Genomic DNA, 15,887 nt, shown 5'->3' with positions numbered 1-15,887 from the left:
CGGGTCAGCCCCGCCCGCGGTAGCCCGGCACGCCCTGGTCGGGCAGCCACAGGCCCGCAGGCGGGGGACCCGATTGCCAGAACACGTCGATCGGGATTCCGCCCCGGGGATACCAGTAGCCCCCGATCCGCAGCCATTGCGGCGCCATCTCGGCAAAGAGCCGCTCGCCGATGCCGACCGTCACGTCCTCGTGAAAACCGGCGTGGTTGCGGAAGGCGCCGAGGAACAGCTTGAGCGACTTGGATTCGACGATCGTCTTGCCAGGGGCATAGTCGATCACGATATGGGCGAAATCAGGCTGGCCGGTGACCGGGCAGAGCGATGTGAACTCGGGCGCGGCGAACCGCACGGCATAGAGCGCGCCGGGACGCGGATTGGCCACGTAATCCAGCACCGCCGCCTCGGGCGAGGCGGGCAGCGTGCTGGACTGGCCGAGATGGAGCGGTGGTGTTGCCATGATGCCCGCGCTTTGCCGCCATCGCGCGCGCCGCACAAGTGATCGGTTGGAACGGGTGGGTTCAGCCGCTATTAAACCGGCCCCGCGCTTCGCGAGGCCGGAAGCGGCAAGGTCCGCGCGAACAGGCAGCAGGACAAGGCAGGCATAGTGAACGTGAGTGCAACTTCGAGGCGAATTGCAGTTCTGACGGCAGCGCTCGCTTTTGCGCTGCCGCAGCTTGCCGACGCGCAGGACGCGCAGCCTTCGGGCACTTATTCCCTCCCCGCCGGGCCCAGCGCCTCGCCGGAGCCGAAAGTGGTCGGCCCGGTCGATCCCGACACTCCTTCCGTTCGCGCCCGCCGCACGCCCGCGCCTGCTCCCGCCGAGCCCATCGTCCTGCCGAGCCAGACCCCGGCCCCGACGGCGACGCAGGCATCTCCCAGCGCACCGCAACAGCGCGCCACGGCCGCGCAGCCGCGGACTCCTGCGCCGCGCAGCCCTGCTCCCGTTTCAACCGCAACCCGCTCTCTGCCGCTTCCCTCGCCCGAACAGGGCGCAGTCTCCGCCTTGCCGACGGTCCAGCCCGGCGCGGCCGGACAGGCTGCTTCACCTGCCCCGGCGCCGTCCGCCCCTGCGCCGGGCGCCTATGTGCCGCGCGATCTTGGCGCCGAGGAATCGGGCGGTCTTGGACTGTGGTGGATCGCCATCGCGCTCCTCGCAGCGCTCGTCGGTGCCGGTGCCTGGCTGGCGTGGAAGCGAGGGCTTGCGACCCCGCGCGCCGCCGCATTTCCGGAAATCGAGCGCCCGGTGGTCAAGCCGGCCGTTCCCCAAGCGCCCGCGCCGCAGCCCGCACTGGCCGGCGCGACGCCGCCCGCCGCACCGCTCCGGGCGCCGACCGCGCCTGCAGCCTCCAGCGCACTCGCCAGCGAGCCGCTCGTCCTGTCGCTCGAAGCCACGCGGATGAGCGCCTCGCTCGTCAACACCACGCTTTCGTACCGCCTCGCGGTGACTAACAGCGGCACGGAACCGCTCGGCGAACTGGTGATCTCGGGCGACATGATCGCCGCTCACGCCTCTCGCAAGGCCGAGCCGGTCGTCGGGCCCGGCCGCGCCGAACTGCCCGCGCTGCACCGGCTTGCCGGACTGGCCCCGGGCGAAAGCGTCACGCTGACCGGCGACATCCGTCTGCCGCTGATCGCGATCACCCCCATCCGGCGCGGAAGCCAGGCGCTGTTCATTCCGCTCGCCCGCCTGCGTGCCGAAGGCCGCAGCGCTGCCGGCGCGCCGGTCGTCGCCGGCGGGACCTTCCTCGTCGGACAGGAGCCGTCGAGCAGCGCCAAGCTTCAGCCGTTCCGCCTCGACCTGGGGCCGCGCAACTATTCGCGGCTGGGCCAGCAGCTCCTTCCCGCGGTTGCCTGAAACGCGCCCCGCGCGGCGCGCGTGGGTGCTGGACGGAAGAAGCGGGCCGCACTAGGAAATGTGGGACAGGCCCCGCCAGATGGGCCGACGCAGGAGCTTATCGCATGGAATCGCTCGTCTCGACCGAATGGCTCGCCAAGGAACTGGGCGCAAGCGACCTGCGCGTGGTCGATGCCAGCAAGTTCCTTCCCGAATCCGGCCGCAACGCGGCTGCGGAATACGAGGCCGGGCACATCCCCGGCGCGGTGTTCATGGACCTCGAGAACCTCGTCGACAGCCACGCCTCGGTCACCAACACCCTGCCCCCGGCGGAGAAGTTCGCCAGCCGGATGCAAAGCCTTGGCCTTGGCGACGGCAGCCGCATCGTCCTCTACGACGACAGCCCGCTCAAGAGCGCTGCCCGTGCCTGGTTCATGCTGACGATGTTCGGCGCGCACGACGTGGCGATCCTCGACGGCGGCCTGGCCAAGTGGAAGGCCGAGGGTCGTCCGGTTACGCAGGGCAAGGAAACGCTGCGCCATCGCCACTTTACCGTGTGGCAGGACGACAAGAACGTCCGCACCAAGGCCGACATGCTCAAGAACCTGCACGAGAAGACCGAGCAGGTGGTCGACGCCCGGCCCGCCGCGCGCTTCACCGGCGAAAATCCCGAGACGCGGCCCGGCCTCGCCAGCGGCCACATTCCCGGTTCGGTCAGCCTTCCGCATGACCGCCTGTTCAATTCCGACGGCACCTGGAAGAGCAAGGACGAACTTGCCAAGCTCCTGACCGACACGGGGATCGACCTTTCGCGCCCGGTGGTCACGACCTGCGGGACGGGCATGACCGCCAGCGTCCTGGCCTTCGCGCTGCACCTTGTGGGCAAGAGCGACGTCGCGCTCTACGACGGGAGCTGGACCGAATGGGGTGCCGATCCCGACACGCCCAAGGCGACCGGCGCGGCCTGAGCCGCGAACCCGCGCGAATGGCCGACAGCGACGCCGGACACGATCCGCAGACCCGGCTTGTAACCGGCGGCCGCCGGGAGGAATGGACCGGCATCCCCGGCCAGCCCGGCCGCGTCGTCAATCCCGCGGTCTGGCATGCCAGCACGCACCTCTATCCCGATTGCGCGGCGCTGGCGGCCGGCGTCCGCAGCAACGAGGATGGCAAGTTCTTCTACGGCCGGCGCGGCGCGCCGACGCAGTGGGCGCTGGCCGACGCGCTTACCGCGCTGGAGCCGGGCGCGGCGGGAACGATGCTCTATCCCTCGGGCCTCGCGGCGGTGGCGTTCGCGCTGCTCGCGGTGCTTCGGCCGGGCGACGAAGTCCTGATAAGCGACAACGGCTACGATCCCACCCGCAACCTAGGCACGGGCTGGCTCAAGGACTGGGGCGTGGTCGCAACATACTTCGATCCGCTCGACCTTGCCGGATTTCCCGCCCTGATCGGCGAGAAGACGCGGGGCGTGCTGCTCGAAACGCCCGGCAGCCTGACGATGGAAGTGCCCGACATCCCCGCTCTCGCCGCCGCCGCGAAGGAGCGCGGGCTGGCGGTCGTGCTCGATAATACCTGGGCTTCCTCCCTGGGCCTGCCGGCGATCGCGCACGGCGCGAATCTTGCGATCATGGCGCTGACCAAGCACGTCGGGGGCCATTCCGACCTCATGCTGGGCAGCGTTACCGCGACCGCCGAATACCTTCCCGCGCTGCGCAAGGCCGCGCAGGCGCTGGGGCAAGTCGCGGCGCCAGACGATTGCGCCATGGCGCTGCGCGGCCTGCGCACGCTGGGGGTGCGGCTTGAACGGCAATCCGCATCGGCGCTCGCCATCGCCCGCTGGCTCGAAGCACGCGGCGAAGTGGCGCGAGTGCTCTGCCCCATGCTGCCCGGATCGCCCGGGCACGAAATATGGGCGCGTGACTTCAAGGGCGGCTGCGGGCTGTTCAGTTTCGTGCTCAAGGGCGGCGATGCGGCTGCGCGCGCCCGCCTGATCGACGCGCTCGATCTGTTCGGCATCGGCTACAGTTGGGGCGGCTATGAAAGCCTGGCGATCCCGATCGACCCGGCGCGCGACCGCAGCATCATGGCCTGGCCGCCGGCCGACATGGACCCGGCCGATCGCTTCGCCGTGCGGCTGAGCATCGGCCTCGAGAACGTCGACGACCTGATCGCCGATCTCGACCGTGGTTTTGCCGCGATGGCCGCGGGATGACCATGGCACGCGACGTCGTGCGAACGCCTGACGGCCTGCCGCACGATCTGGCGCGGCTTATCGACACGCTGGACCTGATCGGGTTCGACGTCGGCTCGCACCGCATCTCGGTGTGGTCGGTGCTCGTCGTGATCGTCGTGGTGATCGCGGTGCTGGCCTTTGCCAGGCTCGGGAGCGCGCTGGCGAAGCGGGCGTTCGGGCGGATCACCCGGCTTGACCCTACGCAGCAGCTTCTGGGCGAAAAGCTCGTATCCATAGGCGTCTGGGCCTTCGCGATCCTCATCGGGATCGACGTCCTGGGTATCGACCTGACCGCGCTGGCGGTGTTCTCCGGCGCATTCGGCCTGGCCATCGGCTTTGGCCTGCAGAAGACCTTCGGCAACCTGATCGCGGGGATTATCCTGCTGATGGACCGTTCGATCAAGCCGGGCGACGTGATCGCGGTGGGCGAAGGCGCGGCTGCCACCTTCGGACAGGTCAAGAAGATTGGCATCCGCGCGGTCTCTGTCACCACCCGAGACCAGCGCGAATACCTGATCCCGAACGAGAACCTGATGATCAATCAGGTGGAGAACTGGTCCTACTCGTCGCGCGACGTGCGGATCCAGATCCCCGTCGGGATCGGCTACACCAGCGACATCGCCCTGGCCGAGCGGCTGATGCTCGAGGCCGCGCGCGGCGCGAAACGGGTTCTCACCGTCCCCGCGCCCTCGGTATGGCTGCAAGGCTATGGCGAAAGCTGGCTCGAATTCGTGATCCAGTGCTGGATCAACGATCCCGAAGAGGGTCTTGGCAACGTCCGTTCGGACGTTCTGAAGCGCCTGTTCGTGCTGTTTCGCGACAACGGAATCGAGATTCCCCTGCCCCAGCGCGACCTCAACTTGCGCGACAGCGCGGCATTTCGCGAACTGTTGGCCGCGTTGCACCAAGGCCCGCAAGCTCCCCGCGTCGACTAAAGCTGGCCTAGCGCGCCCCCAATCCATTCTCGCTGGCGCCGGTCCCGCCCGGGGACCATCTGCGCTGGCATGAACGAGACCCCCTCCCGTATCGGCACCGTCCACCTCGTGGGCGCAGGTCCCGGCGATCCCGACCTGCTGACGCTGCGCGCGGCCAGACTGATCATGTCCGCGAAAATCATCGTGCACGACGGGCTCGTCGATCCCTCAATCCTCGCGATGGCGCGTCCCGCCACACGGCTCGTCTCGGTGGCCAAGCGGCGCTCGCGCCATACGATGCCCCAGGATGCGATCAACGCGCTGCTGATTGCGGAAGCCCGCGCGGGCAACGATGTCGTGCGGCTGAAGGGCGGCGACCCGTTCGTCTTCGGCCGCGGCGGCGAGGAAATGGAAGCCTGCATCGCCGCTGGGGTTCCAGTTTCGGTCGTTCCTGGAATCAGCGCCGCGCTTGGCGCAGCCGCGGCCGCGCAAATCCCTCTTACCCACCGCGACAGCGCCAGCGTCGTCAGCTTCGTCGCCGGGCAGTGCAAGGGCCTGTCCGACCAAAACTGGGCGGGCCTCGCCGGCGTCGGACGCACCCTGGTGGTATTCATGGGCGTCGCGACCGCCGATGCGATCGCCGAAAAGCTGATCGCCGACGGCCTTTCCCCCACGATGCCCATTGCGGTGATCGAGAATGGCGCCCGGCCCGAAATGCGCGTCCTGCGCGCGCCGCTCGCCGGCCTTGGCGCGGTGGTCGCGAGCGAGCGGGTCAAGAGCCCGGCGCTGATCGTAATCGGCGATGTCGCCCAGCGCGGCGACAGTGCCGCCCTGCGCGCCCTTCTGGAGATGGCGGCATGAAGATCCTGACCGGCAACGACCTCAAGACCGGGGCGGTCATCTGGTGGGACGGCACCGCGTGGTCGCTCCATGTCGAAGATGCTGCCGACGTCGGCGAACACGCCGAGGTGATCGTGGCGCAGGAGGAAGCGGCGCGCCGCGTGAACTCGCCTTACGCGATCGAGGCGGTTGCCACGCCCGAAGGCGTGCGGCCCGCGCATATCAAGGACCGCATCAGGGCGCTCGGCCCCACTGTGCGGCCCGACCTGACGCTGAAGCCCGCCGATCCGGCGGCCGGGAACTGGGTGATCTGATGTATCGCTATGACAACTACGACCAGGCCCTGGTCGACGCCCGCGTCGAGGAATTCCGCGACCAGGCCGCGCGCCGCATTGCGGGCGACCTGACCGAGGACCAGTTCAAGCCGCTGCGGCTCAAGAACGGTCTCTACCTTCAGCTACACGCCTATATGCTGCGCGTCGCCATTCCCTATGGCACGCTCGACAGCCGGCAGATGCGCAAGCTGGCCCATATCGCGCGCACATATGACCGCGGCTACGGCCACTTCACCACCCGGCAGAACATCCAGTACAACTGGATCAAGCTGGAAGAGGCGGGCGACATCCTGGCCGAGCTGGCGACCGTGGAAATGCACGCGATCCAGACCAGCGGCGAGAGCATCCGCAACCTGTCTTCCGACCAGTACGCCGGGGCCAGCGCCGACGAGATCGCCGACCCGCGCCCCTGGGCCGAACTGCTGCGCCAGGCGACCACCTTCCACCCCGAGTTCAGCTATCTGCCCCGCAAGTTCAAGATCGCGGTCACTGCCGCCGACACCGACCGCGCCGCGATCCGCCTCCACGACGTGGGGCTCAAGCTCGTGGCCGGGCCAGACGGCGAAACCGGGTTCGAGGTCTATGTCGGCGGCGGGATGGGCCGCACCCCCTTCGTCGCCCCGCTGATCCGGCCTTACCTGCCGGCTAAGCACGTCGTCAGCTACCTCGAGGCCGTGTTGCGCGTGTGGAACCGGTGGGCCCGGCGCGACAACATCCACAAGCAGCGGATCAAGATACTCGTCCACGAACTGGGCCAGGAAGAATTCACCCGCCGCGTCGAAGACGAATGGCAGGCAATCCTGCCCAACGGCACCGACGTGCCGATGGCCGAGTTCGAGCGGATCGCCGCGTTCTTCGCGCCGCCGCCGTTCGCCTCTGGGCTGTCCGACGAGATCGACCGCAGCGACCCCGATTTCGCCCTGTGGGTCGATCAGAACGTCGCGCCGCACAAGGCGCCGGGCTATGCCATCGTCAACATCAGCCTCAAGCCGGTTGGCGGCATCCCCGGCGATGCCAGCGCCGACCAGATCGACCTGATGGCCGACCTTGCCGAGGCGCACAGCTTCGACGAGCTGCGCGTGACCCACGCCCAGAACATCGTGCTGCCGCACGTTCCGAAGGCCGAACTCTACGCGATCTGGCAGAAGCTGGACGCGGCGGGTCTCGCGACGCCCAACCTCGACCTTATCAGCGACATCATCGCGTGCCCGGGGCTGGACTACTGCAGCCTTGCCAATGCGCGCTCGATCCCGGTGGCGCAGAAGATCGCCGAACGCTTCGCCAACCTCGACCGGCAGCGCGACCTGGGCGAGCTGAAACTCAAGATTTCGGGCTGCATCAACGCCTGCGGCCACCATCACGCCGGCCACATCGGCATCCTCGGCGTCGATCGCAAGGGAACCGAGAACTACCAGCTCTTGCTCGGCGGCTCGGGCGCGGAAGACGCCAGCCTCGGCAAGATTACCGGTCCCGGCTTCGACGAGGACGGCATCGTCGATGCCGTCGAACGCGCGGTGGAGCGCTACCGCGACCTGCGCACCGAGGGCGAGCGATTCCTCGACACGTACCGCCGCGTCGGCGTCGAGCCCTTCAAGGAGGCGATCTATGGTTGATGCAGCCGTTTCCGACCCGCTGCGCCTGCGCGACGACGAGCCGCTGGAAGAGCCCGCGGTGACGCTCGACGCCTTTACCGGCCAGCCCGACGCCACCGCCGTGCGGCTCGAAGCCGGCGACGATGCACGCGCGCTCATCCCGTTCCTCGACCGGCTCCGGCTGATCGAGATCGCCTTCCCGCGCTTTCGCGACGGGCGTGGCTACTCTGCGGCGCGGATCCTGCGCGAGAACGGCTATACAGGCGAACTGCGCGCACAGGGCGACGTGCTGGTCGATCAACTTCTCTTCATGCGCCGCTGCGGGTTCGACAGCTTCGCGCCAGAAGCGCCGCTCGATCCCTCGGCGGTGGCCGATGCCTTCGCCCGCTTCCCCGATTACTACCAGACCGCCGCCGACCACGCCGTGCCGATCTGGCAAAAGCGGGCGCAGGACGCGGACCGTGGCTAGGACGGCACAGATTATGGACGGCGAGCGCGTACGCGACACGATCGACACCGGTCCTCGTTTCACCGAGGCCGACGCGATCCGGCTGAACAACCTGTTCCGGGGTACCGAAACCACCGACATGCTGCGCTCGGTCATCCGCGACCGGCTGGCGGGGGAACTGGCGGTCGTTTCCAGCTTCGGCGCGGAAAGCGCGGTGTTGCTGCACCTCGTCGCCTCGGTCGATCCCGGCGTGCCGGTGATCTTTCTCGAGACGCACAAGCATTTCGCCGAAACGATCGAATATCGCGACGCGCTCGTCGCGCGCCTCGGCCTTACCAACCTGGTCATCGCCGCGCCCGACCCGGCGCTGCTTGCGGCAAAGGACGCGAACGAGCTGCGCTGGTCGTTCGATCCCGATGGCTGCTGCGAAATCCGCAAGGTCGAGCCGCTGGCGCGCGCCCTGGCGCCGTTCGATGCCTCGATTACCGGGCGCAAGGGCTTTCAGTCGGCCACCCGCGCCGGCCTGCCGCGCTTCGAAATCGATCACAGCGATGCGCAGGGGCGGCTCAAGATCAACCCGCTGGCAAGCTGGTCCAAGGAAGCGCTCGACGAATATTTCCTGCGCCACGACCTGCCCGCACACCCGCTGGTCGCGCAAGGCTACCCGTCGATCGGGTGCTCGCCGTGCACCAGCCGCGTCGCTCCGGGCGAAGACCCGCGCTCCGGCCGGTGGAAGGGCTGGGACAAGACCGAATGCGGCATTCACGTGCCCGGCCAGCCGGATACGGGCGGCGAGCTGCCTCCGGGTTACGATCCGGTCTTCTAGCCCAAGCTAGAGCCAGCCGGCCTCGCGATACCAGGCGGCCGTTTTCTTCAATCCGTCGCGCGTGGGAATCTCAGGCGTCCAGCGTTGCACCGGAACCGCCGCGTCGGCCGTCACAACCCAGTCGGGGTGGCACATGTACTCGACCCGATCGGCGGTGAGCTTTGCCCCCGCGCCGCGCACGAGGCGGTCGCCATGCGCCGCCATGCGCAGCACGGGCGCAGGCATCCGCAGCGGGCTGATGCGGCGCCCAACGGCCCATCCGATCGCCTTGGCGAAGCTTTCGTGGCTCCACCCGCCCTCGCGCCCGTCGTCAGGCTCGAACACACGGTGGCTTACGTCCTCGCCCGGTGAAATCAGCGCCAGCAGCAGCCGGGCAAGGTCATCGACGTGGATCGCGGACATTCGCCCCTTGGGCGGAAGCGGCACGAAGCCCCGCCGCGCGATCTTGAACAGCTCCAGCATCTCGCGGTCGCGTGGGCCGTAGATCGCGGGCGGGCGAACGATCGTCCAGTCGACCGGGCTGGCCATGACCACCTTTTCGGCGCGCAGCTTGGAATTGCCGTAATCCGACAACTGCGGCTCGCGCGCCGACAGCGAGGAGACGTGGACCAGGCGCGGAACCCCCGCCGCGACCGCCGCTTCGACCACGTTGAGCGTTCCGGCGACGTTCCCTTCCTCGAACCCCGCGGCGTCGGGCGCGTTGACCACGCCGGCGACGTGGATCACTGCCTCTGCACCTTCGACCAGCCTACCCAAGGCGTGGGAATCAGCGAGATCGCCGGCAATCCAATCGACCCGCTCGCGGCGTTCCTGCGGACGGCGGGTGAGCGCCCTCACGTCGAGGCCCGCCTCGCCCGCGCGTTCGAGCAATGCCTGCCCGACGAATCCGGTCGCGCCGGTTATCGCCACCAGATGCCGCGCCATCAGAGCAGGACCAGCTGATCACGGTGGATGACGGCGCTGCGCGGCGCATAGCCGAGCAGACCCGCGTGATCGCGCGAATGGCGCCCCATCAGGAGCTCGCACTCGCCCGCGCCATATTCGGCCAGGCCATGCGCCAGGATCGCGCCGTCGGCATCGCGAACGGCCACTGCATCGCCGCGCGCGAAGCTCCCCTCCACTGCTGTGATCCCTGCGGCGAGCAGGCTGCTGCCGGCATGAAGGGCGCGCGCCGCGCCCTGATCGATCACCAGCGCCCCGCGCAACCGCAGCCGCCCCCCGAGCCATGCCTTGCGCCCCACGTTTCCGCTGGCGCGGGGCATGAACAGCGTGCCGCTTCCATCGCTCAGCGCGCGCCCCAGTGGCGCGTCATGCGTGCCGTTGAGGATCGCCAGGGCAATGCCCGCGCGCTCTGCGATTTCGGCCGCCTGCAGTTTCGAGGTCATGCCGCCCGAACCCATGCCCGAGCCCGAGCCGCCGTCCGCCATCGCGTGAACCTCGGCGGTAATGCCCCGCACGATCCGCAGGAGTTGCGCGCCTTCGGCCTTCGGATTGCGATCGTAGAGGCCATCGACGTCGGATAGCAGAATCACGGCATTGGCGCCCGCCGCTTGGGCGACGCGCGCGGCAAGGCGGTCGTTGTCCCCGAACCGGATCTCGTTGGTGGCGACACTGTCGTTCTCGTTGATGACCGGCACGGCGTGCGCGGCCAGAAGGCGCCCGAGCGTCGCGGTAGCGTTGAGGTAGCGCCTGCGGTCCTCTAGATCGTCGAGCGTGAGGAGCATCTGCGCCGCCGTGATCCCGTGCGCGGCGAGCAGGTCAGCCCACAGGCCCGCGAGCGCGATCTGACCGACCGAGGCGGCCGCCTGGGCATCGGCAAGGCTCGCCCTTCCCCCGCGCGACAGGTCCAGCCGCCGGGCGCCCAACGCGATCGCGCCCGAGCTGACGACGAGAATTTCCTGCCCGCGGCCATGTGCGGCGGCGATCTCGCCCACCAGGGTCGCCAGCCAGTCGCTCCGCGGCGCGCCATCGGTGCCGACCAGCAGCGACGAGCCGACCTTGATTACCAGCCGGGGGCAGGCTTCGGCGTCGGTCAGGTCGGCCAGGCGGCCTATCGTGCGCAGCTTCTTCATCGGGGCGGGGCTTAGGGAAGGTTTGGCGGGAATTGAAGGGCGGAGGCGACAAAGCCGCGACGCATCGGGACGGCCGGGGTCAGAGCGGAGACCAGGGCCTCTCCTCGCTCGCGTCTTCCACCGCGCCGGTCGGCCGCTCGGTCACAGTTGCGACCGGCAGGTGCGCGATCACCGCGTCGAGCAACTCGCTTACGCCCTGCCCTGTGGCGCCCGAGATGGGATAGACCTTGTCAGCCCCCGCTTCGCGCAGCTCTGCGGCAAAGGCGGCGGTGAGCTCGGGTCCGGCGAGGTCGATTTTGTTGAGGGCGATAAGGCGCGGCTTTTCGTCCAGGCCCGCGCCATAGGCAGTCAGTTCGTCCTCGACGATCCGCATCGCTTCGGCAGGGTCCTCGTCAGAGACGTCGATCAGGTGGATCAGCACGCGGCAGCGCTCGATATGGCCCAGGAAGCGATCGCCGATCCCCGCACCGTCCGCCGCGCCTTCGATCAGGCCGGGAATGTCGGCAAGCACGAACTCGCGGTTCTTGTGCCGCACCACGCCAAGCTGCGGGCGCAGCGTGGTGAACGGATAGGCGCCCACCTTGGCGTCGGTGTTGGTGACCTGGTTGATGAAAGTCGACTTGCCCGCGTTGGGCAGGCCCACGAGGCCGACGTCGGCCATCAGTTTCAGCCGCAGCCAGACATACATCTCCTGCCCGGGCCAGCCGGGGCCGTGCTGGCGGGGCGCGCGGTTGGTGCTGGACTTGTAGCTGGCGTTACCGCGCCCACCGTCGCCGCCGCGCAGGAGGACGACGCGCTGGCCTGCCTCGGTAAGGTCGGCGAGCACCGTCTCGCGCTCGTCGTCGAGCACCTGGGTGCCGACGGGAACCTGGATGACGAGATCGTTGCCGCCCGCGCCGGTGCGATTTTTGCCCGCGCCCCCGGTGCCGCGCTGCGCCTTGAAATGCTGGGTATAGCGAAAGTCGATCAGGGTGTTCAGGCCGGGCACCGCCTCGAACACGATGTCGCCGCCCTTGCCGCCGTCGCCGCCGTCCGGGCCGCCGTATTCGACATACTTTTCGCGGCGGAAGCTGACCGCACCTTGCCCGCCCGCGCCGGAACGTAGGAATATCTTGGCCTGGTCGAGAAAGTGCATGTGCGGTCCTTTTGCCGCCTGACGGCATCTGCCGCTGTGGGGATCGGGACTGGCCCGATCCGTTCACCGCACTGGAATGGTGGAGCCGAGGGGGATCGAACCCCTGACCTCGTCATTGCGAACGACGCGCTCTCCCAGCTGAGCTACGGCCCCGTTCCAGTGTCCGGCCAAGCGGGCGACCCGCTGGCGAGAGCGCGCTGTTAGCGAAAAGGTTCGGCGCTTGCCAGCACGAAAATGCTCATCCGAGCTTTGCCCGTTCAGCGGCGCGGCGAACCCGGTCCATAGACAGCGCCCGGGGTGGTCGTGGCGCTCGGCGCGGGCAACACGATCGTTCCGGCAGTCGGCGTCGCGGTGGCGGAGGCGGGAGGCAGGGCGGAGGCTGCGGGGTGAGCGGGCGCCGGCAGGACGATCGCCGGCTGGAGCGGGACCGACGCGGGGGCGCCCAGCGTATTGCCCGCAGGCACCGTCACCCCGGGGGCGAGCGGATTGATCAGGCCGCTCGAGGTCGTGCCGTAGCGCGGGCCGTACTGCGCGTCCCACGCGGCAACGTCGATCTGGTAGCGTTCGAAAGCGGTGAAGAAATTTTCGTAAACCTGTTCCAGCCGGGGCATCGTCAGCGCGGCGAAGCTGTCGAGATCGGCGGGCGCGACGAGCTGGGCCTCGTTGCTCACCGCAAGCGCGACTTCGCAGAACGAGGGCAAGGCCGGCGGCAGCGCGAAGTAGTTGTAGACCTGGGTCATGTACTGGTCGCGAACGTCGCGATACGTCGCGCCGTATTTCTGGCGAAACTCGCTGTCGAGCGCGCGGTTCGTCGCTGACAGCCCCTTGGCCTGCGTCTTCAGGAAGGCCGAGTAATTGGGCAGGATGGAGGAGAACCGCGGCTCGAGGCAGTTGAGCGCGGCGACGTTGAGAGCCGACCGCAGGTTCCACGTCTTCTGCGCGGGGGTAAGCTCGGCATTGACCGTCCGGCGGACGCCGAAGGCGTCCCGCTGCGGAATGAACATCGATGCCACGGCGCCCGAGGGCGGAACGGGCCGCTGCGGGATGACGACCGGCGGCGGCGGCGGCGGCGGCGGCGGCGGGGGCGGCGTGGTAGCGCAGGCGGAGATGATCGTCGTGGCAAGGACGGCGGCGGCGAACCTGCCGGCGACTTTAACGAAACGGAACATGTTGCGCGAACCCCTCCCGAAACGCTGCATTCCTAACAGCGCCCAATCATGCACGATACTGGCTTGACCCAGCCTTAAGGGCAACATGGTAAACGGGAAGCCGGCCAAAGAAAATGCCCGGCGAAGGCAATCCTTCGCCGGGCATCCCGTTTTTCGAACCTGCGGGCGGTGCGCCGGGCTGAAATACAATTGCTTAGCGGCGGTCGCCCATGAAGCTGAGCAGGAACTGGAACATGTTGATAAAGTCCAGGTACAGGGTCAGCGCGCCGAGAACGACGGCCTTGCCCATGAATTCGCTGCCCTGCAGCTGGTAGTAGGCGTTCTTCAGGCGCTGCGTGTCGTAGGCGGTCAGGCCCGCGAAGATCAGCACGCCGAGGAAGCTGATCGCCCAGTAGAGGCCCGGCGACTTGAGGAACAGGTTGATCACCGAAGCGATGATGATGCCGAACAGCCCCATGATGAGGAAGCTGCCCATGCCGGTCAGGTCCTTCTTGGTCGTGTAACCGACCAAGCTTAGGCCGGCGAACGCGCCGGCCGCGGCAAAGAAGGTCGCGGCGATCGATGCCCCGGTATAGACCGTGAAGATCGTGGACAGCGACAGCCCCATGACTGCGCAGAAGCCCCAGAAAGTGGCCTGCAGTGCGCCCGTCGAAAGGCGATTGGCGCCAAAGCTCATCACCATCACGAAGGCGAGCGGCGAAAGCATGATCACCCACAGCAGCGGCGATCCGGTGAGGATCAGCTGCTCCGCCACTCCGCGGAACAGCAGCGCGACGATGCCCGAAAGCAGCACGCCCGAAGCCATATAGTTGTAGATCGAAAGCATATAGCGACGAAGGCCCTGATCGACGGCGCCAGCGCTGCCGACCATCGCTCCGGACAGGCTCGGGGACGCGCCGAAGCCGCCCATCCGGGTGGGCTGGGGATCGTTCCAGTTGGCCATTAGAAGTCTCTCCTATGCCGCCGCGCGCGAGGATTGCGCTGGCGGTTACCGGCAATATCGCAAGCCTGAGGTCGCGGTTCAAGGGAAACCGCGTCGCAAAGTGTATTAGCTGGCTAGGACGGACGTCGTGACGTCACGACCGCGCCATTTCCTCGCTGCGATCGCTGGCGGCCCGCAAGGTCTTGGCGACAAGCTGCGCCATCGCCCCTTCATGGTCGAGGACGGCCAGGCCCGCCTCGGTCGTCCCGCCGGGGCTGGCGACACGCCGCGCCAGCGTGGCCGGGCTCTCTCCCGCCTGTGCGGCCAGGGCGACCGCGCCCTCGACCATCGCCAGTGCGATCCGCGCGGCCTGCTCGGCCGGAAGGCCAAGCGCCTCTCCACCCGCGCCCAGCGCGTCGAGAAAGCGATACACGAAGCCAGGACCCGAGCCGGCCAGGGCGGTGAAGCCATGGAGGATCGCCTCGTTCGCCAGCCATTCGGGCTGGCCAAGTGGCGCCATGAGCCGGTCAACGGTCTCGCGCTGGCCCGCACTCAACTCCTCGGCGAACAGCCCGACCGGTGACTTGCCCAGCGCGACCGCAAGATTGGGCATCACCCGAACGATCGCGCCCGCACCGGGAAAATGGCCGGCCAGCGTTGCCAGTTCGACGCCGGCAAGCATCGACAGGACGATTGCACCTGCGCCGGCCAGCGGGGCAATCTGTGGCGCAGCTTCGCCCAGCCCTTGCGGCTTCATGCCGAGCAATATCGCATCGAATGTCTCGCCGACAGGCAGTTCGCGCAGCAGACGAACACCGGCAGGCGCCTCTTCGAGCCGGGGATCGAAGGCCGTGAAGCCGTCGGGAGAGAAACCGCCAGCAAGCCAGCCGCGCAGCATCGCGCCGCCCATGTTGCCGCAGCCGACCAGCAGGACGCGCGGTGCGGCGCTGCCCATCATGCTTCGCCCTGCGCGTCGACGAGCGCACTGGCCAGCGCCTCCGCCGGCGACTTGTCGCCCCACAGGATGAACTGGAATGCCGGATAGAAGCGGTCGCACTCGTCCACGGCAGCCTCGACCGCCGTCTGTGCCTGGTCGAGGCTCAGCAGGCCGTCGTCGCCGAGCATCAGCCCGTGCCGGTAAACCAGCACCCCGCCATTCGACCAGAGATCGAAGTGGCCGAGCCAGAGCTGCTCGTTGATCAGCGCCATGACCTCATAGAGCGGGGCGCGCTTGTCCTCTGCGACGCGGATATCGGGCAGGCATAGGAGCTGGAGGACGTTGTCGTCTGCCCGCCAGATCGCGCGGAGCTGGTATTTGGCCCAGCTTCCCTGGATCTCGCCGAGCAGTTCGTCGTCGGACACGAATTCGTAAGTCCAGCCACGCGCGTCGAACAGCGAGGCCAGCATATCGACCGGCGCAGCGTCGTCGCGTTCGCTCTCGCTTTGCCCGGGCATCATCGTATGCTCGCCTTGCCTTTCATCGCGACGGTGCTTGGCGTCATGGCCCCGTGCAGACAACCGGCGCGCCGCCCGGCGCTGGGCAAAACTCGACAAGCCTGTTCAAAAG

At 68.2% G+C, this 15,887-nt stretch carries 17 protein-coding genes and 1 tRNA gene; 9 read left to right on the top strand and 9 right to left on the bottom strand.

Annotated elements, in window-relative coordinates:
* Positions 1-4: 4 nt before the first annotated feature.
* Positions 5-457 carry a preQ(1) synthase gene (gene queF, locus ACFO0A_RS06105; RefSeq protein ID WP_379538077.1) on the bottom strand — a complete coding sequence of 151 codons (453 nt, stop codon included), beginning with the start codon at positions 455-457 and terminating at the stop codon, positions 5-7.
* A 153-nt stretch (positions 458-610) separates the two neighbouring features.
* Between queF and ACFO0A_RS06100 the strand changes: the two genes are divergently transcribed.
* From ACFO0A_RS06100 to ACFO0A_RS06060, 9 genes are all read left to right on the top strand, one after another.
* On the top strand, positions 611-1,855 hold the full coding sequence (locus tag ACFO0A_RS06100) for a hypothetical protein (protein ID WP_379538076.1): 1,245 nt from the start codon (positions 611-613) through the stop codon (positions 1,853-1,855).
* A gap of 104 nt (positions 1,856-1,959) precedes the next feature.
* Positions 1,960-2,802, top strand: a complete 843-nt coding sequence (gene sseA, locus ACFO0A_RS06095; protein ID WP_379538075.1) for a 3-mercaptopyruvate sulfurtransferase — start codon at positions 1,960-1,962, stop codon at positions 2,800-2,802.
* A 17-nt stretch (positions 2,803-2,819) separates the two neighbouring features.
* A complete protein-coding gene (gene metC, locus ACFO0A_RS06090; protein WP_379538074.1) occupies positions 2,820-4,046 on the top strand; it encodes a cystathionine beta-lyase in 1,227 nt (408 codons plus the stop codon).
* Between the two features lie 2 nt (positions 4,047-4,048).
* Positions 4,049-5,002, top strand: coding sequence for a mechanosensitive ion channel family protein (locus ACFO0A_RS06085; protein WP_379538172.1), 954 nt, complete (start codon positions 4,049-4,051; stop codon positions 5,000-5,002).
* 69 nt (positions 5,003-5,071) lie between these two features.
* Positions 5,072-5,842 carry a uroporphyrinogen-III C-methyltransferase gene (gene cobA / locus ACFO0A_RS06080; RefSeq protein ID WP_379538073.1) on the top strand — a complete coding sequence of 257 codons (771 nt, stop codon included), beginning with the start codon at positions 5,072-5,074 and terminating at the stop codon, positions 5,840-5,842.
* On the top strand, positions 5,839-6,135 hold the full coding sequence (locus tag ACFO0A_RS06075) for a DUF2849 domain-containing protein (protein WP_379538072.1): 297 nt from the start codon (positions 5,839-5,841) through the stop codon (positions 6,133-6,135). Before cobA ends, ACFO0A_RS06075 begins: the two co-directional genes overlap by 4 nt.
* A complete protein-coding gene (locus ACFO0A_RS06070) occupies positions 6,135-7,769 on the top strand; it encodes a nitrite/sulfite reductase (RefSeq protein WP_379538071.1) in 1,635 nt (544 codons plus the stop codon). Before ACFO0A_RS06075 ends, ACFO0A_RS06070 begins: the two co-directional genes overlap by 1 nt.
* A complete protein-coding gene (locus ACFO0A_RS06065) occupies positions 7,762-8,217 on the top strand; it encodes a DUF934 domain-containing protein (protein WP_379538070.1) in 456 nt (151 codons plus the stop codon). The genes ACFO0A_RS06070 and ACFO0A_RS06065 overlap by 8 nt, the downstream gene beginning before the upstream one ends.
* Positions 8,218-8,230: 13 nt before the next feature.
* Complete coding sequence (locus tag ACFO0A_RS06060) at positions 8,231-9,022, top strand: phosphoadenylyl-sulfate reductase (protein ID WP_379538171.1); 792 nt, start codon at positions 8,231-8,233, stop codon at positions 9,020-9,022.
* A 6-nt stretch (positions 9,023-9,028) separates the two neighbouring features.
* Here the strand turns inward: ACFO0A_RS06060 and ACFO0A_RS06055 are convergent, their stop codons facing one another.
* From ACFO0A_RS06055 to ACFO0A_RS06020, 8 genes are all read right to left on the bottom strand, one after another.
* Positions 9,029-9,946, bottom strand: a complete 918-nt coding sequence (locus tag ACFO0A_RS06055; RefSeq protein ID WP_379538069.1) for an NAD-dependent epimerase/dehydratase family protein — start codon at positions 9,944-9,946, stop codon at positions 9,029-9,031.
* Positions 9,946-11,094, bottom strand: a complete 1,149-nt coding sequence (gene proB, locus ACFO0A_RS06050; protein WP_379538068.1) for a glutamate 5-kinase — start codon at positions 11,092-11,094, stop codon at positions 9,946-9,948. The genes ACFO0A_RS06055 and proB overlap by 1 nt, the downstream gene beginning before the upstream one ends.
* Positions 11,095-11,173: 79 nt before the next feature.
* A complete protein-coding gene (gene obgE, locus ACFO0A_RS06045) occupies positions 11,174-12,229 on the bottom strand; it encodes a GTPase ObgE (RefSeq protein ID WP_379538067.1) in 1,056 nt (351 codons plus the stop codon).
* A 77-nt stretch (positions 12,230-12,306) separates the two neighbouring features.
* Positions 12,307-12,382 (bottom strand) — tRNA-Ala (locus ACFO0A_RS06040).
* Between the two features lie 104 nt (positions 12,383-12,486).
* Positions 12,487-13,398: a hypothetical protein gene (locus ACFO0A_RS06035; protein ID WP_379538066.1), complete on the bottom strand. Its 912-nt coding sequence runs from the start codon at positions 13,396-13,398 to the stop codon at positions 12,487-12,489.
* Between the two features lie 193 nt (positions 13,399-13,591).
* Positions 13,592-14,341, bottom strand: coding sequence for a Bax inhibitor-1/YccA family protein (locus ACFO0A_RS06030; protein WP_379538065.1), 750 nt, complete (start codon positions 14,339-14,341; stop codon positions 13,592-13,594).
* A gap of 133 nt (positions 14,342-14,474) precedes the next feature.
* The gene (locus ACFO0A_RS06025) at positions 14,475-15,278 is read right to left on the bottom strand and encodes a pyrroline-5-carboxylate reductase family protein (protein WP_379538064.1); all 804 of its coding nucleotides are present in this window, start codon (positions 15,276-15,278) and stop codon (positions 14,475-14,477) included.
* Complete coding sequence (locus ACFO0A_RS06020; RefSeq protein ID WP_379538063.1) at positions 15,275-15,778, bottom strand: type III secretion system chaperone family protein; 504 nt, start codon at positions 15,776-15,778, stop codon at positions 15,275-15,277. The genes ACFO0A_RS06025 and ACFO0A_RS06020 overlap by 4 nt, the downstream gene beginning before the upstream one ends.
* Positions 15,779-15,887 lie beyond the last annotated feature (109 nt).

The organism is Novosphingobium tardum, assembly GCF_042652045.1.
GTDB lineage: Bacteria > Pseudomonadota > Alphaproteobacteria > Sphingomonadales > Sphingomonadaceae > Novosphingobium > Novosphingobium tardum.
Note: the sequence above shows the minus strand (reverse complement) of the source record. Positions and strands in the feature narration are given on the sequence as shown.